This is a genomic window from Desemzia sp. AGC72 (genome assembly GCF_057334175.1).
The window spans coordinates 475259-493453 of record NZ_JBHFIG010000021.1 but is presented as its reverse complement, the minus strand read 5'-3'; the positions used below and the strand labels follow the sequence as shown (position 1 = coordinate 493453).

Annotated in this window: 15 protein-coding genes; 14 read left to right on the top strand and 1 reads right to left on the bottom strand. The window is 37.9% G+C overall.

Going from position 1 to position 18195, the window contains the following annotated elements; translation table 11 throughout:
• Positions 1-399 precede the first annotated feature (399 nt).
• The 11 genes from uppS (at position 400) to ACE025_RS11395 (ending at position 13981) form a co-directional block, all read left to right on the top strand.
• Positions 400-1161, top strand: a complete 762-nt coding sequence (gene uppS, locus ACE025_RS11445) for an undecaprenyl pyrophosphate synthase (protein ID WP_485939897.1) — start codon at positions 400-402, stop codon at positions 1159-1161.
• A 31-nt stretch (positions 1162-1192) separates the two neighbouring features.
• Positions 1193-1978 (top strand): phosphatidate cytidylyltransferase, encoded by a 786-nt coding sequence (locus tag ACE025_RS11440; protein ID WP_485939895.1) that lies wholly within the window; start codon positions 1193-1195, stop codon positions 1976-1978.
• Between the two features lie 52 nt (positions 1979-2030).
• A complete protein-coding gene (gene rseP, locus ACE025_RS11435; protein ID WP_485939893.1) occupies positions 2031-3302 on the top strand; it encodes an RIP metalloprotease RseP in 1272 nt (423 codons plus the stop codon).
• Between the two features lie 158 nt (positions 3303-3460).
• Positions 3461-7798, top strand: a complete 4338-nt coding sequence (locus ACE025_RS11430; RefSeq protein WP_485939891.1) for a PolC-type DNA polymerase III — start codon at positions 3461-3463, stop codon at positions 7796-7798.
• 207 nt (positions 7799-8005) lie between these two features.
• Positions 8006-8479 carry a ribosome maturation factor RimP gene (rimP, locus tag ACE025_RS11425; protein ID WP_485939889.1) on the top strand — a complete coding sequence of 158 codons (474 nt, stop codon included), beginning with the start codon at positions 8006-8008 and terminating at the stop codon, positions 8477-8479.
• Positions 8480-8509: 30 nt separating this feature from the next.
• The gene (gene nusA / locus ACE025_RS11420) at positions 8510-9793 is read left to right on the top strand and encodes a transcription termination factor NusA (protein ID WP_485939887.1); all 1284 of its coding nucleotides are present in this window, start codon (positions 8510-8512) and stop codon (positions 9791-9793) included.
• Between the two features lie 13 nt (positions 9794-9806).
• On the top strand, positions 9807-10091 hold the full coding sequence (rnpM, locus tag ACE025_RS11415; protein ID WP_485939885.1) for an RNase P modulator RnpM: 285 nt from the start codon (positions 9807-9809) through the stop codon (positions 10089-10091).
• Positions 10088-10393 carry a YlxQ-related RNA-binding protein gene (locus ACE025_RS11410; RefSeq protein WP_485939883.1) on the top strand — a complete coding sequence of 102 codons (306 nt, stop codon included), beginning with the start codon at positions 10088-10090 and terminating at the stop codon, positions 10391-10393. Before rnpM ends, ACE025_RS11410 begins: the two co-directional genes overlap by 4 nt.
• Before the next feature lie 14 nt (positions 10394-10407).
• Positions 10408-12780, top strand: a complete 2373-nt coding sequence (infB, locus tag ACE025_RS11405; protein WP_485939881.1) for a translation initiation factor IF-2 — start codon at positions 10408-10410, stop codon at positions 12778-12780.
• A gap of 138 nt (positions 12781-12918) precedes the next feature.
• Positions 12919-13266: a 30S ribosome-binding factor RbfA gene (gene rbfA, locus ACE025_RS11400; protein ID WP_092479944.1), complete on the top strand. Its 348-nt coding sequence runs from the start codon at positions 12919-12921 to the stop codon at positions 13264-13266.
• A 151-nt stretch (positions 13267-13417) separates the two neighbouring features.
• Positions 13418-13981 (top strand): DUF421 domain-containing protein, encoded by a 564-nt coding sequence (locus tag ACE025_RS11395; protein WP_485939879.1) that lies wholly within the window; start codon positions 13418-13420, stop codon positions 13979-13981.
• Positions 13982-14044: 63 nt separating this feature from the next.
• Here the strand turns inward: ACE025_RS11395 and ACE025_RS11390 are convergent, their stop codons facing one another.
• Positions 14045-14887, bottom strand: a complete 843-nt coding sequence (locus ACE025_RS11390; RefSeq protein WP_485939877.1) for a DegV family protein — start codon at positions 14885-14887, stop codon at positions 14045-14047.
• A gap of 181 nt (positions 14888-15068) precedes the next feature.
• On the opposite strand from ACE025_RS11390, the gene truB reads away from it, so the two are divergent.
• The 3 genes from truB (at position 15069) to hrcA (ending at position 18192) form a co-directional block, all read left to right on the top strand.
• On the top strand, positions 15069-15986 hold the full coding sequence (gene truB, locus ACE025_RS11385; RefSeq protein ID WP_485939876.1) for a tRNA pseudouridine(55) synthase TruB: 918 nt from the start codon (positions 15069-15071) through the stop codon (positions 15984-15986).
• 15 nt (positions 15987-16001) lie between these two features.
• Entirely contained in the window at positions 16002-16946 is a 945-nt protein-coding gene (ribF, locus tag ACE025_RS11380; RefSeq protein ID WP_485939874.1) for a riboflavin biosynthesis protein RibF, read from the top strand.
• Between the two features lie 205 nt (positions 16947-17151).
• Entirely contained in the window at positions 17152-18192 is a 1041-nt protein-coding gene (gene hrcA / locus ACE025_RS11375) for a heat-inducible transcriptional repressor HrcA (protein WP_485939872.1), read from the top strand.
• The last annotated feature ends 3 nt before the right edge of the window (positions 18193-18195 follow it).

Genomic DNA, 18195 nt, shown 5'->3' with positions numbered 1-18195 from the left:
TATTGTCAATGATTAAAACTTGGCAGTTTTAGGTTTCTTTTTAGAGTTATCACCTAAAATCAGTGATGTCACTTTAGTTGCGATAGCGGAAAGAATCAATCCCACGATGAATTGCACGAGTCTACGTTTCATAAAACAGCCTCCTTAATAGTTTAACATGTCTTTCAATACATATAGTATAACATTGCACGAATCGATAATCGAAAAATATACTCAGATGCTTAAGTGGCGATGTGTCTAAATGCAAGATATTGATAAATTAAGCGAGTTAAAATAAGTTTTTAATGCGGCAGTTCATGTCTTGCCAAATATTATATTTTCTTTAAATCATAGGATTTTAAAGAAGGATTTGCTACAATAGAAGGAGTAAAGTTTGATAGTGAAGGGCGGTCAATCGTAATGAGTGATCAAGAAAGAGAAGACAATCAAGAGGTGCATCACTTCTCACCAGATGAAAGTGTACCGGAGCATGTGGCTATTATTATGGACGGCAATGGTCGATGGGCAAAAAGTCGTGGTTTCAAGCGTTCAGCTGGCCATCGTGCCGGTATGGATCAAGTAAAAGTAATTGCACGACATGCTAACAAAAGAGGCGTTAAGGCTTTAACCGTCTATGCTTTTTCAACAGAAAATTGGAAACGACCATTAGATGAAGTGAACTATTTAATGCAGCTGCCTGTAGAGTTTTTTGATGAGTTTATGCCAGAGATCATGGAGGCTGGAATACGAGTAACTATGATTGGGCTACATGAAAAATTGCCTAGAAAAACGAAAAAAGTTATGGAACGTGCTATAAGGGAAACAGCTGATAATACAGGTATGATCTTGAATTTCGCGGTCAACTACGGTGGGCGAAATGAAATAGTTGAAGCAGTTAAAGCAATGGCAGCAGATATTAGTGCGGGTACATTAAAAGCGCAAAAAATAACAGAAGAAGATTTCGAAGGATATCTGATGACATCTGTATTAGGCAGTTACCAAAATGTCGATTACATGATCCGGACGAGCGGAGAAGAAAGAATCAGCAATTTCATGCTCTGGCAAAACGCCTACAGTGAATTCTATTTTTCATCTCTTGCGTGGCCTGATTTTGATGAAAAAGCTTTTGATGAAGCGTTAGCTGTCTATCAAAAACGACAACGCCGATTTGGAGGGCTTTAAAAGCTCTTATTGAATATTAGGAGGAAATAGTGTGAAAGAAAGAATTATCACTGCTTTAGTGATGGCAGCTATCTTTATACCTGTAGTGTATATTGGCGGCTGGTTATTAGGTAGTATTATTGCAATTTTAGCCATTATTGGATTAAGCGAACTATTTAAAATGAAAGGCAACAACATCTTTTCAATTGAAGGTATCATTTCTGTCATTGCATTGATGGGATTTATTTTTTCTGCAGAATTGAAAGAAATTCTTCCACAAGATTTCAACTCGGACATGTGGATTCATTTAGCAGCTATTATATTACTTATTCAAACGGTTTTCTCAAAGAATAATTTTTCTTTCGATGATGCTGCGGTGTCTATCTTAGGAATTATCTATATCGGTTTTGGATTCAAATCATTACTAGAAACGAGAGAAATTGGATTGGAATTGTTGATTTTAGTATTGATCACGATTTGGACGACCGACATCTGTGCTTATTTATTCGGACGCAAAATTGGAAAACATAAGCTTGCTCCAAGTATCAGTCCAAATAAAACGATAGAAGGTTCAGTGGCTGGTACAGTCAGCGCTATTCTAGTGGCCGGTATCTACTTGTACTTTGTTCAAATAGCAGGTTCGAATGCGTGGACACTAGTATTGATGGCTTTGTTGTCAATGGCTGGTCAGTTTGGTGATTTAGTGGAGTCAGCATTCAAACGTCACTACAATACAAAAGATTCAGGAAATATTTTCCCAGGACATGGCGGAGTGTTGGATCGATTTGACAGCATTTTATTCGTATTTCCCATTTTAAATCTTGTCGGTTTAGTGTAATAGAGCGGACGATTTTAAAAGAAATGGAAGTTTACAGCAGAGGAGCAATTTGATGATAACGACAATTCTTACATTCATTCTTGTGTTTAGTATATTAGTTGTATTTCACGAATATGGACATTACTATTTTGCGAAAAAATCAGGTATTTTAGTTAGAGAATTTGCTATTGGGTTTGGTCCCAAAATTTTTTCGTATCGAAAAAATGAAACAACATATACTGTTCGTTTGCTGCCGGTTGGCGGATATGTGCGTATGGCAGGTTATGAGGAAGACATTGAGATCAAACCAGGTACTCCTATCAGCTTAGTGTTGGATGAAAAGGGAAAAGTCAAAACGATCAATACGTCTAAAAAGAAACAACTGGTCAATGCTACTCCAATTGAAGTGTCTGCTGTTGATTTGGAAAAAGATTTGTTTATTGAAGGTTTCGTCAATGGTGAATCTGAACAAGCGACTCGTTTTTCTGTGAACAGAGATGCATTATTGATCGAAGAAGATGGAACAGAAGTTCAAATTGCTCCACTAGATGTTCAATTTCAGTCAGCCAGCTTGCCTCAACGAATGATGACTAACTTTGCTGGTCCGATGAACAATATTATTTTAGCTATTGTAGCGTTCATTATCTTGGCATTCATCCAAGGCGGCGTACCTTCTTATGTAAATGAAATAGGAGAAGTTCTGCCGGATAGTACAGCAGAACAGGCTGGATTAGTTGAAGGAGACAAAGTATCTGCTATTGATGGAGAGAAAGTTTCCGATTGGAATGAGATGGTCCAAATCATCCAAGCAAATCCAGAAGAAGAATTGGTCTTATCGGTTCAGCATGAAGATGGATCCGAGGAAGACATAACGATTGTGCCCGATACAACTAAAGCAACCGATGGTACAGAACATGGCGCTATTGGAATTCATGTTCCAATGGACACTAGCTTCTGGGCTAAAATCGGCTCAGGATTTACACAAACATGGGTCGTGGCGAGTCAAATCGTTACGGCGCTAGCTTCCATTTTTACTTCTGGTTTTTCAGTAGATATGTTCGGTGGACCTGTAGCTATTTACGCTACGACAGAAGCTGTTGTAGCTACTGGATTTATAGGAGTATTGAATTGGTTGGCTTTTTTAAGTGTCAACCTTGGAATCATCAATTTAATGCCTATTCCGGCTTTAGATGGCGGGAAATTAGTGTTGAACATTATTGAAGGCGTCCGCGGAAAACCTCTTAGTGAAGAAAAAGAAGGAATTGTTACATTGATTGGAGTAGGTTTATTACTCTTATTGATGTTGGCTGTAACTTGGAATGACATTCAACGTTATTTCCTGTAAACTAAGAAGTAGATTTTTGCCGCAGATGTAAAAGAACTATAGAATAAAGAAAATAGAAATGATAGAAAACAGATTACATCACTTGTGATGTTGCTTGAATTCTATCATTTTTCTATGGTTACATACCTCGAAGGTTTGAAAGAGGAAGGGATGGACTTATGAGTTTAGAACAAGAAAAGTTGTTTCGCCAATTATTAGAACAAATTGGCCTGCATCATAAAGAAGAGTATTTCCCTTATTTTGAAAAAGGTAAAATACAAAAAGTGACTGTTCATAGAGCGTCAAAAACATGGCAATTTGATTTTCAATTTGAAGACATCTTGCCTTTTGAAGTGTATCAAAATTTAGAAGAATCTTTACGTATATCCTTTGCTTCTATTGCAACGATCAAGATGACTGTTCAAACCGCCAATCCGAAACTAACAACGGAAAAGTTGGAACATTACTGGTCTACGGCTGTGAAAAATAGTAAAGTGTCTTCTCCTATCTGTGACCAGCCTTTTAGAGATCAATTTCCGTTCGTCAATGACAGAAAAATCCACTTTATCGTAGAGAACGATATTGTAAAAGAACATTTAAAAAATATGTACTTGCCTCCTGTGGAAGAAGCTTATCAACAAATGGGATTCCCAACTTTTAGGATCGAACCTATGGTAGATCAAGAAGCTTACGAACAGAAACTGCATGAGTTCAAAGCTAAAAAAGAAGAAGCAGATGAACTGTTGGCGCAACGAGCAGCCGTCACCATTCAAAAAGCTGAAAAAGAAAGAGAAGCCAATAAAGAACTTCAACCGATCTCAGGTCCTATTGTTTTAGGAAGAAAAATTGCTGATTCTGAAGAAATCAAACAAATGAGCGAAATCATTGAAGAAGAAAGACGAGTAACGATCGAAGGATATGTCTTTGATGCAGAGATCCGTGAATTGCGCTCTGGAAGACAATTGTTGACGATGAAAATGACAGATTACACGTCTTCTTTCTCTATCAAGAAGTTTTCAAATACTCCAGAAGATGAAGCAGCTTTTGCAGCTATCAAAAAAGGCATGTGGTTCCGTGCACGTGGAAGCATCCAAGAAGATACGTACATGAGAGATTTGGTCATGAACGGCCAAGATTTGACTCAAGTCAGTCATGAAGATCGAAAAGATACTGCTCCAGAAAATGATAAACGTGTAGAACTGCATTTGCACGGTAACATGAGTACGATGGATGCGACCAATAATGTAGCCGATTATGTAGCACAAGCAGCTAAATGGGGACACAAAGCGATTGCTTTGACCGATCATGCAGGCGCACAAGGATTCCCTGATGCATTCAGTGCAGGTCAAAAACACAATATCAAAGTTTTATATGGAATCGAAGCAAATGTTGTGGATGATGGAGTAGATATTGCTTACAATCCGGCTGATATCGAATTGTCTGACGCAACGTATGTCGTATTTGACGTCGAGACGACAGGATTATCTGCTGTATATGATAAGATCATCGAGTTGGCTGGCGTCAAAATGCATAAAGGAAATGTGGTCGATACGTTTGAACACTTTATTGATCCGGGACATCGCTTGTCTCAGACGACCGTCAACTTGACAGGGATAACGGATGAAATGGTCAGAGGTTCTAAAACGGAAGAAGAAGTACTGAGATTATTTCATGAATTTGCTGAGGGAAGTATTTTAGTTGCCCATAATGCTAGCTTTGATATGGGATTCTTAAATACAGGATATACCAGATACAACATTCCAGAAGCTACAAATCCTGTTATTGATACATTGGAATTATCACGCTTTCTGCATCCTCAATTTAAAGGCCATCGTTTAAATACATTGGCAAAAAAATATGGAGTTGCATTGGAACAACATCATCGGGCTATTTATGACTCTGAAACAACAGGAGCTTTATGCTGGATATTTTTAAAAGAAGCTGAAGAAGAACATGGAATAACGAACCACAACCAATTGAACAGTAAAATCGGCGAAGGAGATGCATATAAAAGAGCGCGTCCTTTCCACGCAACTATTTTAGCTACTACTCAAGCAGGATTGAAGAACTTATTTAAATTAGTTTCGTTGTCCAATACAGATTATTTTTTCCGTGTGCCCAGAATCCCACGCTCTGAACTGACGAGATATCGTGAAGGATTGATTGTTGGATCTGCTTGCAGCAACGGGGAAGTTTTTGAAGCGATGATGCAAAAAGGGTATGACGTAGCAAAAAACAAAGCACGTTTTTACGATTATTTAGAAGTTATGCCTAAAGAAGTCTATGCACCTTTGATTGAACGAGAACTCGTACGCGACAACAAAGATTTAGAAGAAATTATTCGCAACCTGATCCAAATAGGTGAAGAATTGAATAAGCCTATTGTTGCAACTGGGAATGTGCATTATTTAAATCCTGAAGATGCAGTTTACCGAAAAATACTAGTGCATTCTCTTGGCGGAGCGTCTGAGTTGAATCGAGCTGAGTTGCCGCTTGTCCATTTTAGAACCACTACTGAAATGCTTGATGCTTTTTCTTTTCTTGGGAAAGAAAAGGCTCATGAAATAGTCGTAACCAATCCTAACCAGATTGCTGATTTAGTGGATGAGGATATTACTCCAGTCAAAACGGATCTGTATACGCCGAAAATTCCTGGATCTGAAGAAGAGATCCGTAAATTGAGTTATGACGAAGCTCATCGCTTATATGGATCTCCTCTTCCAGAAGTGATTGAGAAACGATTGGAAAAAGAATTGACCAGTATTATCGGCAATGGGTTCTCAGTTATTTATTTGATTTCACAAAAATTAGTGCATAAAAGTGTTTCTGAAGGGTATCTAGTTGGTTCCCGTGGTTCGGTTGGATCAAGTTTTGTAGCAACAATGACCGGAATCACAGAAGTAAATCCGATGCCGCCGCATTACCGTTGTCCAGAATGTAAATATTCAGAGTTTTTTGAAGATGGTTCGGTAGGATCAGGCTTTGATTTACCTGAAAAAGCATGTCCAGGTTGCGGAGCTCGCCTGCACAAAGATGGACATGATATCCCATTTGAAACATTTCTTGGTTTTAATGGAGATAAAGTTCCCGATATCGATTTGAACTTCTCAGGAGACTACCAATCTAAAGCTCATGATTATACAAAAGTGTTGTTTGGAGAAGAGTACGTTTATCGTGCAGGTACGATCAGTACGGTAGCCGATAGAACTGCTTATGGATATGTTAAAGGGTACGAAAGAGATACAAACCAAAACTTGCGTGCTGCTGAGATCGATCGTTTAGCCAAAGGAGCAACAGGCGTGAAAAAAACGACTGGTCAACATCCGGGAGGGATCATTGTTATCCCTGATTATATGGATGTATTTGATTTTACACCTGTCCAATATCCAGCCGATGATCAAGCGGCTGAATGGAAAACAACGCATTTTGATTTCCACTCTATCCATGATAATGTGTTGAAATTGGATATCCTGGGACACGATGATCCAACCGTTATTCGAATGCTGCAAGACTTATCCGGAATTGATCCTAAGACGATTCCAACAGACGACCCGGAAGTAATGAAAATTTTCCAAGGCACCGATATTTTAGGAGTCACGCCTGAACAAATTTTATCTAAAACCGGTACGTTAGGTATTCCAGAATTTGGTACGCGTTTTGTACGAGGAATGTTGGAAGAGACCAGACCAAATACGTTTGCTGAATTATTGCAAATTTCGGGACTATCACATGGGACTGACGTTTGGCTGGGGAATGCTGAAGAATTGATTCGTAACCATGGTATTCCTTTATCAGAAGTAATCGGTTGTCGTGATGATATCATGGTTTACTTGATTTATAATGGATTGGAAGCCGGATTGGCGTTTAAAATCATGGAGCATGTTCGTAAAGGAAAAGGGATTCCAGATGAATGGCAGCAAGTCATGCGTGATGAAGGTATCGCGGAATGGTATATTGAATCTTGTTTGAAGATCAAATACATGTTCCCTAAAGCCCATGCGGCAGCGTATGTATTGATGGCGTTAAGGGTAGCATACTACAAAGTCCATTTCCCAATCTTGTATTATGCAGCTTATTTCTCTGTTCGAGCGAGTGATTTCGATTTAGTTGCTATGACACAAGGAAAAGAATCGATCAAAGTGAAAATCAAAGAAATCACAGATAAAGGTCTGGATGCTTCGGCAAAAGATAAGAGTTTGTTGACGGTTTTGGAATTAGCTAATGAAATGGTCGAACGTGGATTTGATTTTAAAATGGTCGATTTGGAAAAATCAGATGCAAAAAACTTTGTTATTGATGGAAATACATTGATTGCTCCATTTAGAGCCATTCCAAGTTTAGGAACCAGTGTAGCGCAGCAAATCGTTGAAGCTAGAAAAGAAAAGCCGTTTCTTTCTAAAGAAGATCTGGCCAAAAGAGGGAAAGTTTCTAAAACGGTTATTGAATATATGAATGAAAATGGTGTTTTAAAAGGATTACCGGATGAAAATCAACTTTCATTGTTCGATTTGTTCTAAGACAAAAATAGAAAACTCTTAAAAAGATGGATCAGTTAAAAATAGTTATTTTTGTTGGCAGCAATGCAGAGATAGAGGGATGATTGTTTGCGTATTCCTTGATTTTATGGTATTATTTCAAGTGTGTTTAGATATTCAGTTAGAGTGAGCGGAAACGCTCACTCTTTTTAAGCGATTATATACGTCTAAAGATAGGAGGCGAAAAAAATGAGCAACATAGTAACAACGGTTTCTGATTTAATTCAGCCATTAGTGGAAGACTTAAGTTATGAATTGGTAGATGTTGAATATGTAAAAGAAGGTAAAAACTGGTTTTTACGTGTATACATTGATCAGCCGCAAGGTGTAACTTTAGAAGACTGTGCATTAGTAAGCGAAAAAGTGAGTGAACGTTTGGATAAAATTACTCCAGACCCATTTCCTCATGCTTATTTCCTAGAAGTGTCATCTCCTGGAGCAGAAAGACCAATCAAAACTGAATCAGACTTCCAAAATGCAGTAGAAAAATACGTTCATATTTCTTTATACGAACCCGTTGATGGGGAAAAAGTTTATGAGGGAATTCTAAAAGAATTAACAGAAGAAACATTAACACTCACTGTCAAAATTAAAACTCGTACAAAAGATATCGAATTTGATCGATCAAAGATTGCAAAAGCAAGATTGGCAATCCAGTTTTAAAAAGACTACAATTGAATAGGAGAGAAAAGAATGAGCAAAGAATTGTTAAATGCTCTTGATGACTTAGAAACAGAAAAAGGCATATCCAAAGAATTGGTTTTAGATGCTTTGGAAGCTGCATTGGTTTCTGCGTATAAAAGAAATTACAGCCAAGCACAAAACGTTGAGGTTGAATTCAACCATAAAACAGGCAAAATCAGCGTATATGCTGTTAAAGATGTCGTAGATACAGTCTATGATTCTCGTTTAGAAGTGAGCTTGGAAGAATCTGTCAAAATCAATCCTGCATATGAAGTCGGCGATAAAATTCGTTTCGAAGTAACTCCAAAGAACTTTGGACGTATTGCTGCACAAACAGCTAAACAAGTAATCATGCAACGCATGCGTGAAGCAGAAAGAAACATTATTTACAATGAATTTATTGCTTACGAAAATGATATCATGCAAGGGATAGTTGAACGTCAAGACAACCGCTACATTTACGTAAACCTTGGTAAAATCGAAGCTGTATTATCTAAACAAGAGCAAATACCAAATGAAGTCTACAAACCTCATGACCGCATCAAAGTTTATGTGACTAAAGTAGAAAACACTTCAAAAGGACCTCAAATCTTTGTAAGCCGCAGTCATCCTGATTTGTTGAAACGTTTATTTGAGCAAGAAGTTCCTGAAATTTACGATGGCGTAGTTGAGATCGTTTCTATTGCACGTGAAGCTGGAGACCGTGCTAAAGTAGCGGTTGTATCTAGAGACGAACATATCGATCCTGTTGGAACATGTGTTGGACCTAAAGGACAACGTGTACAAGCCATCGTAAACGAGTTAAAAGGCGAAAACATGGATATTGTAGAGTGGAGTGAAGATCCAGCTACTTATATTGCTAATGCTTTGAATCCTGCTAAAGTTATCGATGTGGTCTTTAATGAGCAAACAAACAGCTGTTTAGTTGTTGTACCTGATTATCAATTATCATTAGCTATTGGTAAACGCGGTCAAAATGCTCGTCTAGCTGCGAAATTAACAGGTTTTAAAATCGACATCAAGTCGGAGTCAGATATGCTTGCTGCTGACGAAGCTGACGAAGAAGTTGGCTTAGTTAGTACAGATGATTTGGTAAACGGTGCGTTGGTTGATGAGCCTATCGAAGCAGTAGTAGATGCTGAAGAAGTCGTAGCTCCATTAGTAGAAGATCCTGAGGTAGAGGAAACTCTTGTCGCAGATGATGAAACCATCGAAGAATTGATAAATGGTGACGAAACGGGCGAAGAATTGGAATACCAAGATCATAAAGAGCAAGATACTACTGAAGATTAGTGAGGTGATTTCAGTGCCTAAGAAAAAAATTCCATTGCGTAAATGCGTCGTTTCAAATGAAATGAAACCAAAAAAAGAAATGGTCCGTATTGTGAAAAACAAAGAAGACCATGTAGATATCGATCCCAGCGGAAGAATGCCGGGTCGCGGGGCTTATGTATCTATTGAACCGGAAATTGTTCAAACAGCCTGGGATCAACGGGTATTGGATCGTGTACTTGGAACAAAATTAGACGACGTTTTTTATCAGTCATTATTAGACTATGTAAAACATCAGAAAGCACGGATGAGTTTATGACAAATGAACAAAAAGCTTTAAACTTATTGGGATTAGCTACTCGAGCGGGTAAACTGATTTCTGGAGAAGAATTAACGCTTAAACAAGTTCGATCTCAACAAGCTAAAGTGGTGCTCATAGCGAAAGACGCTAGTGAAAACACACAAAAGAAAGTTTCGGATAAATGTCAATACTACAACATTCCTTACACTGTTCAGTATTCGAAAGCGGAATTAAGTCAAGCGATTGGAAAGGAACGTACAATCCTTTGTCTTACGGATAGTGGCTTTGCGAAAAAAATCCGAGAATTATTATCAATTTAATGGAGGGTGATTGCATGGCTAAGAAACGTGTATATGAGTACGCAAAAGAAAAAAATGTTTCAAGTAAAGACGTTATTACTAAGGCTAAAGAGCTTGGTATTGAGTATCAGACTCACATGTCATCTATGGAAGACAATCAAGTAGAAAAGCTGAATAGCGCATTTGCTTCAAACAAAACCAATCAACAAGCAATCCAGAAAAAAGACAATAATGCTCATTCAACTAAGAATCAGCAGAACCATAAGGGAGATCATACTATAGAAAACCAACAAAACAATCCAAAGAAGAACCAATCTCAACAAAATAAAAAAGAGCAAGGGTCAGCAAATAAAGCAAGCTCGACTAAGAAAGTCGTACCACGTACAGCTGCTGAAAAACCTAAATCTGACAACCGTGCTCCGAAAAAAGAAACTACTGCAAAGAAACCTGCTGCATCTAAACCAGCTAGCACAACTTCAAGCAGTCAAGGGTCGTCATCGAACAGTTTTGGAAAAAATAAAACAGCCAACAAACCTTATCGTAATCGTGGAAGCATGGGAACGCATGGCGGGTACAACAAACGTAAGAAAAAAGGAAGAAAAGGCGAAACTAAGCCAGTAGCTCCACCAGTACCAAGAAAAGAAAGAGAATTGCCGGAAGTATTGGTTTATACAGATGGTATGACTGTAGCAGAAATTTCTAAGAAAATTTACCGTGAGCCAGCTGAAATCATCAAAAAATTATTCTTACTAGGCGTTATTGCAACACAAAACCAAAGTTTAAGTAAAGAAGCTATCGAACTGTTAGCTGCTGAATATGGTATTGAAGCGGAAGAAAAAGTTCAAGTAGACATTTCTGATTTAGATGTATACTTCAACCAAGAAGTAGCAGAAGAGCGACTAGAAGAACGTCCGCCAGTTGTAACGATCATGGGACACGTTGACCACGGTAAAACGACTTTACTAGATACTTTGAGAAACTCAAAAGTCAGTGAAGGCGAAGCTGGAGGAATCACGCAGCATATCGGTGCTTACCAAATCACTAAAAACGGCAAGAAAATCACTTTCTTAGACACTCCAGGACATGCGGCTTTTACAACTATGCGTGCACGTGGTGCTGATGTAACGGATATCGTTATTATTGTTGTTGCAGCTGATGATGGTGTAATGCCTCAAACAGTTGAAGCGATCAATCATGCTAAAGCAGCTGATGTTCCAATCATTGTTGCTGTGAATAAAGTAGATAAACCGACTGCCAACCCAGATAGAGTTATGCAAGAATTGACAGAATATGGTTTAATTCCTGAATCATGGGGCGGAGATACGATTTTTGTAAACATTTCTGCTAAATTCGGTGAAAATATCGAAGAACTATTAGAAATGATTCTGTTGGTTTCAGAAGTTCAAGAATTAAAAGCTGATCCAAAACGTTTGGCTATTGGAAGTGTAGTAGAAGCACGATTAGATAAAGCCAAAGGACCAATTGCTACCTTACTGATCAAAGAAGGTACACTAAAAGTTGGAGACCCGATCGTTGTGGGATCTACATTTGGTCGTGTTCGTGTTATGGTCAACGAATTAGGCCGTCGCTTGAAGACTGCAGGTCCTTCAGCGCCAGTTGAAATTACTGGGTTGAACAATGCACCTTTAGCAGGTGACCAATTTGTTGTGTTCGAAGATGAAAAAACTGCTCGTTCAGTTGGAGAATCACGTGAAAAACAATTGCTTAGCGAACAACGTTCAGTAACCAATCGTGTAACTTTAGACAACTTATTCTCTAGTTTACAAGAGGGCGAATTGAAAGAAGTTAATGTTATCATCAAAGCTGACGTTCAAGGTTCAACAGAAGCTTTAGCAGCAAGTTTGAGAAAAATCGAAGTAGAAGGCGTTCGAGTGAAAATCATTCATACGGGCGTTGGAGCGATCAATGAAAGTGATATTACATTAGCAGCAGCAAGTAATGCAATCATCATTGGATTTAACGTTCGTCCTACTCCTCAAGCAAAAGATCAAGCTGAGCAAGAAAAAGTAGATATTCGTCTTCACCGTATTATTTATAATGCTATCGATGAAATCGAAACAGCTATGAAAGGTCTGTTAGACCCAGAATACGAAGAAAAAGTAACTGGTCAAGCAGTCATTCGTGAAACCTTTGTTGTTTCTAAAGTCGGAACAATTGCGGGAGCATTTGTTACAGATGGTGTTGTTAAACGTAACAGCGGCGTTCGTTTGATTCGTGATAACATCGTCATTCATGAAGGTGAATTAGCCAGCTTGAAACGTTTCAAAGATGATGCAAAAGAAGTGAAAAAAGGCTTTGAATGTGGTTTAATGATTAAAGACTACAATGATATTCAAGTTGATGATGTTGTTGAAGCCTATGAAATGGTCCAAATACAACCTAAATAAGAGAGAGAAGCAAACTGTCTAGACTTTTGTAGATTCACTTTTATTCTTTCATTGAATAGTTTACTCAACAAAAAGAATAAATGAATTTATAAAAAATCTGGTTTGCGCAACTCGTCTAAAAGAAAGTAGGGAGACATTATGGCGAATTATAGAGTAGGAAGAGTTGCTCAAGAAATTCAAAGAGAAGTTAACGATATTATCCGTAAACGAGTAAGAGATCCTAGAGTTCAAGGAATCAATATTACAGACGTACGTGTAACCGGAGACTTGCAGCAAGCAACTATTTTTTACAGCACATTGTCTGACGAAGAAAAAGATGTCGAAAATGCTCAATTAGGACTGGATAAAGCGACAGGCTTGATTCGTAAAGAACTAGGTCAGAGATTGTCTATTTACAAAACACCTGAATTGATGTTTGAAAGAGACGAATCTGTTGCTTATGGTAATCGTATTGACGAATTATTGAGAGATCTAAATAAAGACTAAATAAAAACAGGAAAAGAGAGCGAATTCTCTTTTCCTGTTTTTTTATTATATTATGTAAAAGAAGTTAGTGTGAATTGCATAAGCTGTTGAACGGTGATGTTTTAAACTGAGGTATGTTTTTGTTAAAATAAGTAAGAAAGGGGAGAGGAAAATGTTTAGTTGGCTTTCAAATTTATTTACACAAATAGAGGATTTCTTTGGGACACCCAAGTTACTGTTTGATGGTTGGCAATCAACCGCACGAATCACATTAACGACGATATTGTTGTATATTATTTTGATTGTTTTGTTGAAAATATTCGGCAGCAGAAGCGTATCTAGTTTTAGTGTATATGACATGATTGCTACGATTACTATAGGGTCGGTTATTTCCTCTACAATGATTTTAAAAGAAATCAATCTGCTCAATGGGATGGTTGCAATTGTTGTATTACTGATCCTGCAGTTTTTACTATCCAAAGTTGTTGCAAAATGGGAAGGATTGTACCCTTTTGCTAACCCAACGCCAAAAGTAATCTATTATAAAGGTGAATTTAAAACAGAAAGTATGAAAAAGGTACGTGTCAATAAAGAAGAAATCTATTCTGCTATCCGAAGAGAAGCTGGAATGACTTCAGATAATATAGAGGCAGTCTTATTGGAGCCTAACGGAGATTTGTCTGTTATCAAAAAAATCAGTCCAGAGTATGAAGATGAAATAACGAAGTACATGTAAGTATTACTTGATTGTTAAACCAAAAGAACACCTCGCTATCAAACTAGTGAGGTGTTCTTTTGGTTATTTTGCTTGGTACATAATAGCAAATGCGCCTTTACCTGCATGAGTCATCAGAGTAGGGCTGGCATAAGCAATATGGAAAGCTGCAGTTGGAAAAGCTGTTTTTAGATCAGCAATGATTTCTTCTGTAAAATTGGTTAAACCGACATGTGTGATACCAATCTGCTCGATTGCATCAAATTGGTTCATTTCTTCGATAATTTGATCTACTTTCTTTTTCAAACTTTTTAGGCCGCGACCTTTAGTTTCAGGTTCTAATCCTTTGCTGGTTACTTTCAGCATGATCTTCATATTCAACAAAGTGGAGACACGACCTAAAATTCTACCAATGCGTCCGCCTTTGATCAAATTTTCTAGATCGACGATGCCCACATAAAGAGCACTCTTTTCTTTGATGCGGTCTAATTCAGTTAGGGTCTCATCCATAGTTGCGTGGTTTTGAGCCATTTTAGCAGCAGCTAAAACTTGAAAGGCCATAGCGCGATCAACTGTTTCGCTGTCTATGACAGTGACTTTTGATTTTGTCAGATGACTAGCCTGTACAGCAGCTGAATAAGTGCCGCTGAGGTATCCTGCAACGTGTATAGATAAAATTTCGCTGCCATCTTTTCCGAGTTGATTGTACAATTCAACGTATTGACCAACGGCTGGCTGAGAGGTTTTTGGTAAAACGGAGCTATCATTCATTTTTTGCAAAAATTCCGCTTTACTGATCGTTTGATTATCGTAATACATGATGTTGTTTAACATAGCCGATAAAGGAATCACTGTTATGCCATACTTTTCTTGTTCTTCATGAGACAACTGTACGGTTGAGTCGGTCAATATTTTAATGTCTTTCATTACAAATCCTCCTGAAAATAAAACTGATCTATCGGTTCAATTATACCAAATTAATTTGAAAAAATGAAAAATGATTGGTTTATTTAGCGTTCTCTCACTAAAAACCCTTTTAGAAATGTTAAGTCGGCAAAAGAAATATGGTATACTGGTTACTGGCTAATACAGAAAGTAGGGATAGGCAATGGAAGGCATTTTGCCATTATGGAAAGAACGCGGCATGACTAGTCATGATTGTGTCTTCAAACTTAGAAAAATACTTAAAACAAAAAAAATTGGACATACAGGCACTCTTGATCCAGATGTTGATGGAGTTTTGCCTATTTGTATTGGTAAAGCAACCAAAGTTGTCGAATACATGATGGAGACTGGAAAAGCTTACGTGGGCGAAGTCACTATCGGGTATAGTACCACAACAGAAGACAGCAGTGGAGAAATGGTAGACTCAAAGCCGGTAACGGTTATTCCTTCTGCTGAAGAAATTGATCATGCAATGGAGGCATTCTCAGGGGATATCATTCAAATTCCGCCTATGTACTCAGCGATCAAAGTAAACGGACGTAAATTATATGAGTATGCCAGAGCCGGTCAAGAAGTGACACGGCCTAAAAGAACTGTTGCGATACACAAATTCAAGCGGACTTCTGAACCTGTATTAAATGAAGAAGCACAAACCGTCTCATGGAGATTTGAAGTCGATTGCGGGAAAGGAACGTATGTCCGTACTCTGGCAGTAGACCTTGGAGAAAAATTAGGCTACCCAGCTCACATGTCAGATTTGACACGAGTGAAAAGCGGAACCTTTACAGTAAAAGATTGTCTCACATTAGATCAAGTAGCAGCATTGATGGAAGAAGAGACGATTGCGGAACGATTGTTTCCTTTAGAATATGCATTAGACGAAATGGAAAAAATCGAGATCAACGAAGACTTATGGGACAAAGTAAAAAATGGAGCCGTCCTCTCAGTGGATACGTTCAACGAATCGGTCAACTACCCTGTAGTATTGATGTACGAGGGCAGAGCGCGGAGTATATATGATGTGCATCCCACAAAACGTCATTTGTTGAAACCCATTAAAATGTTGCGGACATCAGTTTAAAGAGGAGTTTTGAAAATGGAAATCATAAAAATTCATCACCCGTATCATGAGGACATCATTCCTAAAGAACCGGTTGTCTTAGCACTTGGTTTCTTTGATGGTGTTCATAAGGGGCATAGAACGGTCATCAATACAGCTAAACGAATCTCAAAAGAAAAAAATGCTTGTTTAGCGCTAATGACATTTAATCAGCACCCTTCAATCGTGTTTAAAAAAGTAAAGCCTGAAGCAATCACATATTTGTCTACTATTGAAAGAAAAGAAGAGTTCATGGAAGAATTAGGTGTAGATTATTTGTATGAAGTAGATTTCACTTCTGCTTTTGCTTCTTTAAGTCCGCAAGAATTTGTCGATCAATATATTGTCGGGTTGAATGCTGTAGCAGTGGTTGCTGGATTTGATTATACTTACGGGAAAAAAGAAGTGGCCTCTATGGAGCATTTGCCCAGTTACGCAAAAGATCGATTTGAAGTGATCGAAGTCGGAAAAGTGACTGGTGAAGGCGAAAAAATTAGTTCGACTCGAATACGTCAAGCTCTAAGCGATGGAGAAATCATGGAAGCAAACCATATGTTGGGATACGTGTACCAAACTCCAGGTATCGTTATTCATGGTGATGCACGAGGAAGAACGTTGGGCTATCCTACTGCCAATATCGATACAAAAGCTGGAATTCGATTGCCTAAAGTAGGCGTTTATGCCGTAAGAATAAAAGTGGGCGATGAATGGCACGAAGGTATGGCATCGATTGGGTACAACATTACATTCGAAGCTGATCGTCAAATGTCTGTTGAGGTAAATATCTTTGATTTCAACAGTGATATTTACGGTGAGACAGTAGCCGTAGAGTGGCACAAATATCTTAGAGAAGAAAAAAAATTCTCGAATATAGAAGGTCTTATTGAACAATTGGATCAAGACGAAATAGATGCACGTCAATATTTTGCTCAATTGAAATAAGAATCACTTTCAAAAAAACAAACCTTTGCAATCAGATTATATGATGGCAAGGGTTTATTTTCGTTGCTACACCAAAGAAAATAAAATAGTCAAAAATAGTCAGAAAAGTGTGCTGTATACATTGACAAATTTTTTAATCTTTGGTAAATTAATAATTGTGTTAGCACTCATTTGTTTGAAGTGCTAAAAAAAGAGGTGAGGCTTTATGTTAACGGAAAGGCAAATTTTGATCCTCAAATCAATCGTAATCTTATTTACGAAATATGGTCTTCCAGTAGGATCTAAAACGTTATTAGATGAAACGGATATTGACGCGAGTTCAGCAACCGTCCGGAATGAAATGGTACGTTTAGAAGAAATGGGATATCTTCAAAAAACGCATTCGTCATCAGGCAGAGTACCGTCTAAAAAAGGCTATCGTTTTTATGTGGATTACTTGTTACACCCTACAACAGTTGATCACGATAAAGTGGAAACAATACAGAAAGCTTTTGATAATCCATTTTTCCAAATTGATGAAATTGTGGTGAAATCAGCCGAAGTATTATCTAATTTGACTAGTTATACAGCTATATCCTTAGGTCCTGAGATCAAAGAAAGCAAATTGACCGGGTTCCGCTTAGTTCCATTGAACGAACGAAGAGTGATGGCCATACTAGTAACAGATAAAGGCCATATCGAAGAACAAATTTTCACCGTACCAAAAGGTTTTGATTTGAACAATTTGGAAAAAATCGTAGCTTTGTTCAATGATCAATTGATTGGACATTCTTTGGTAGAAGTATTTAAAATGCTTCAAGAAGACGTGCCTTTCTTGATTCATAAGTATATGCGGACTGCTGAAGGGATGATGGAACTCATCAATGGGCTATTCGTGAAAGCTGTTAGAGAACGAATGCATATTGGCGGAAGAATGAACATGTTGGATTATTCAGACAATATGGATATCCACCAGTTCAAATCGATTTATTCATTTATGGAGGGCAACCAAGACCTAGCATCACTCTTGGGGCAGCAAAAACAAGACATCGAGGTTCGGATCGGCAACGAATTGAATATCGAACTCTTGGCAAATTTCAGTTTGATCTCTGCTACCTATGATGTAGAAGAGCTGGGAACTGGAACGATTGCGATTCTAGGACCGACAAATATGCCGTATTCCAAAATGATTGGTCTTATGGATGTTTTTAGGAATGAGTTATCAAAAAAAATAATAGATCATCACCATTCGATGGATGACTATTAAAAG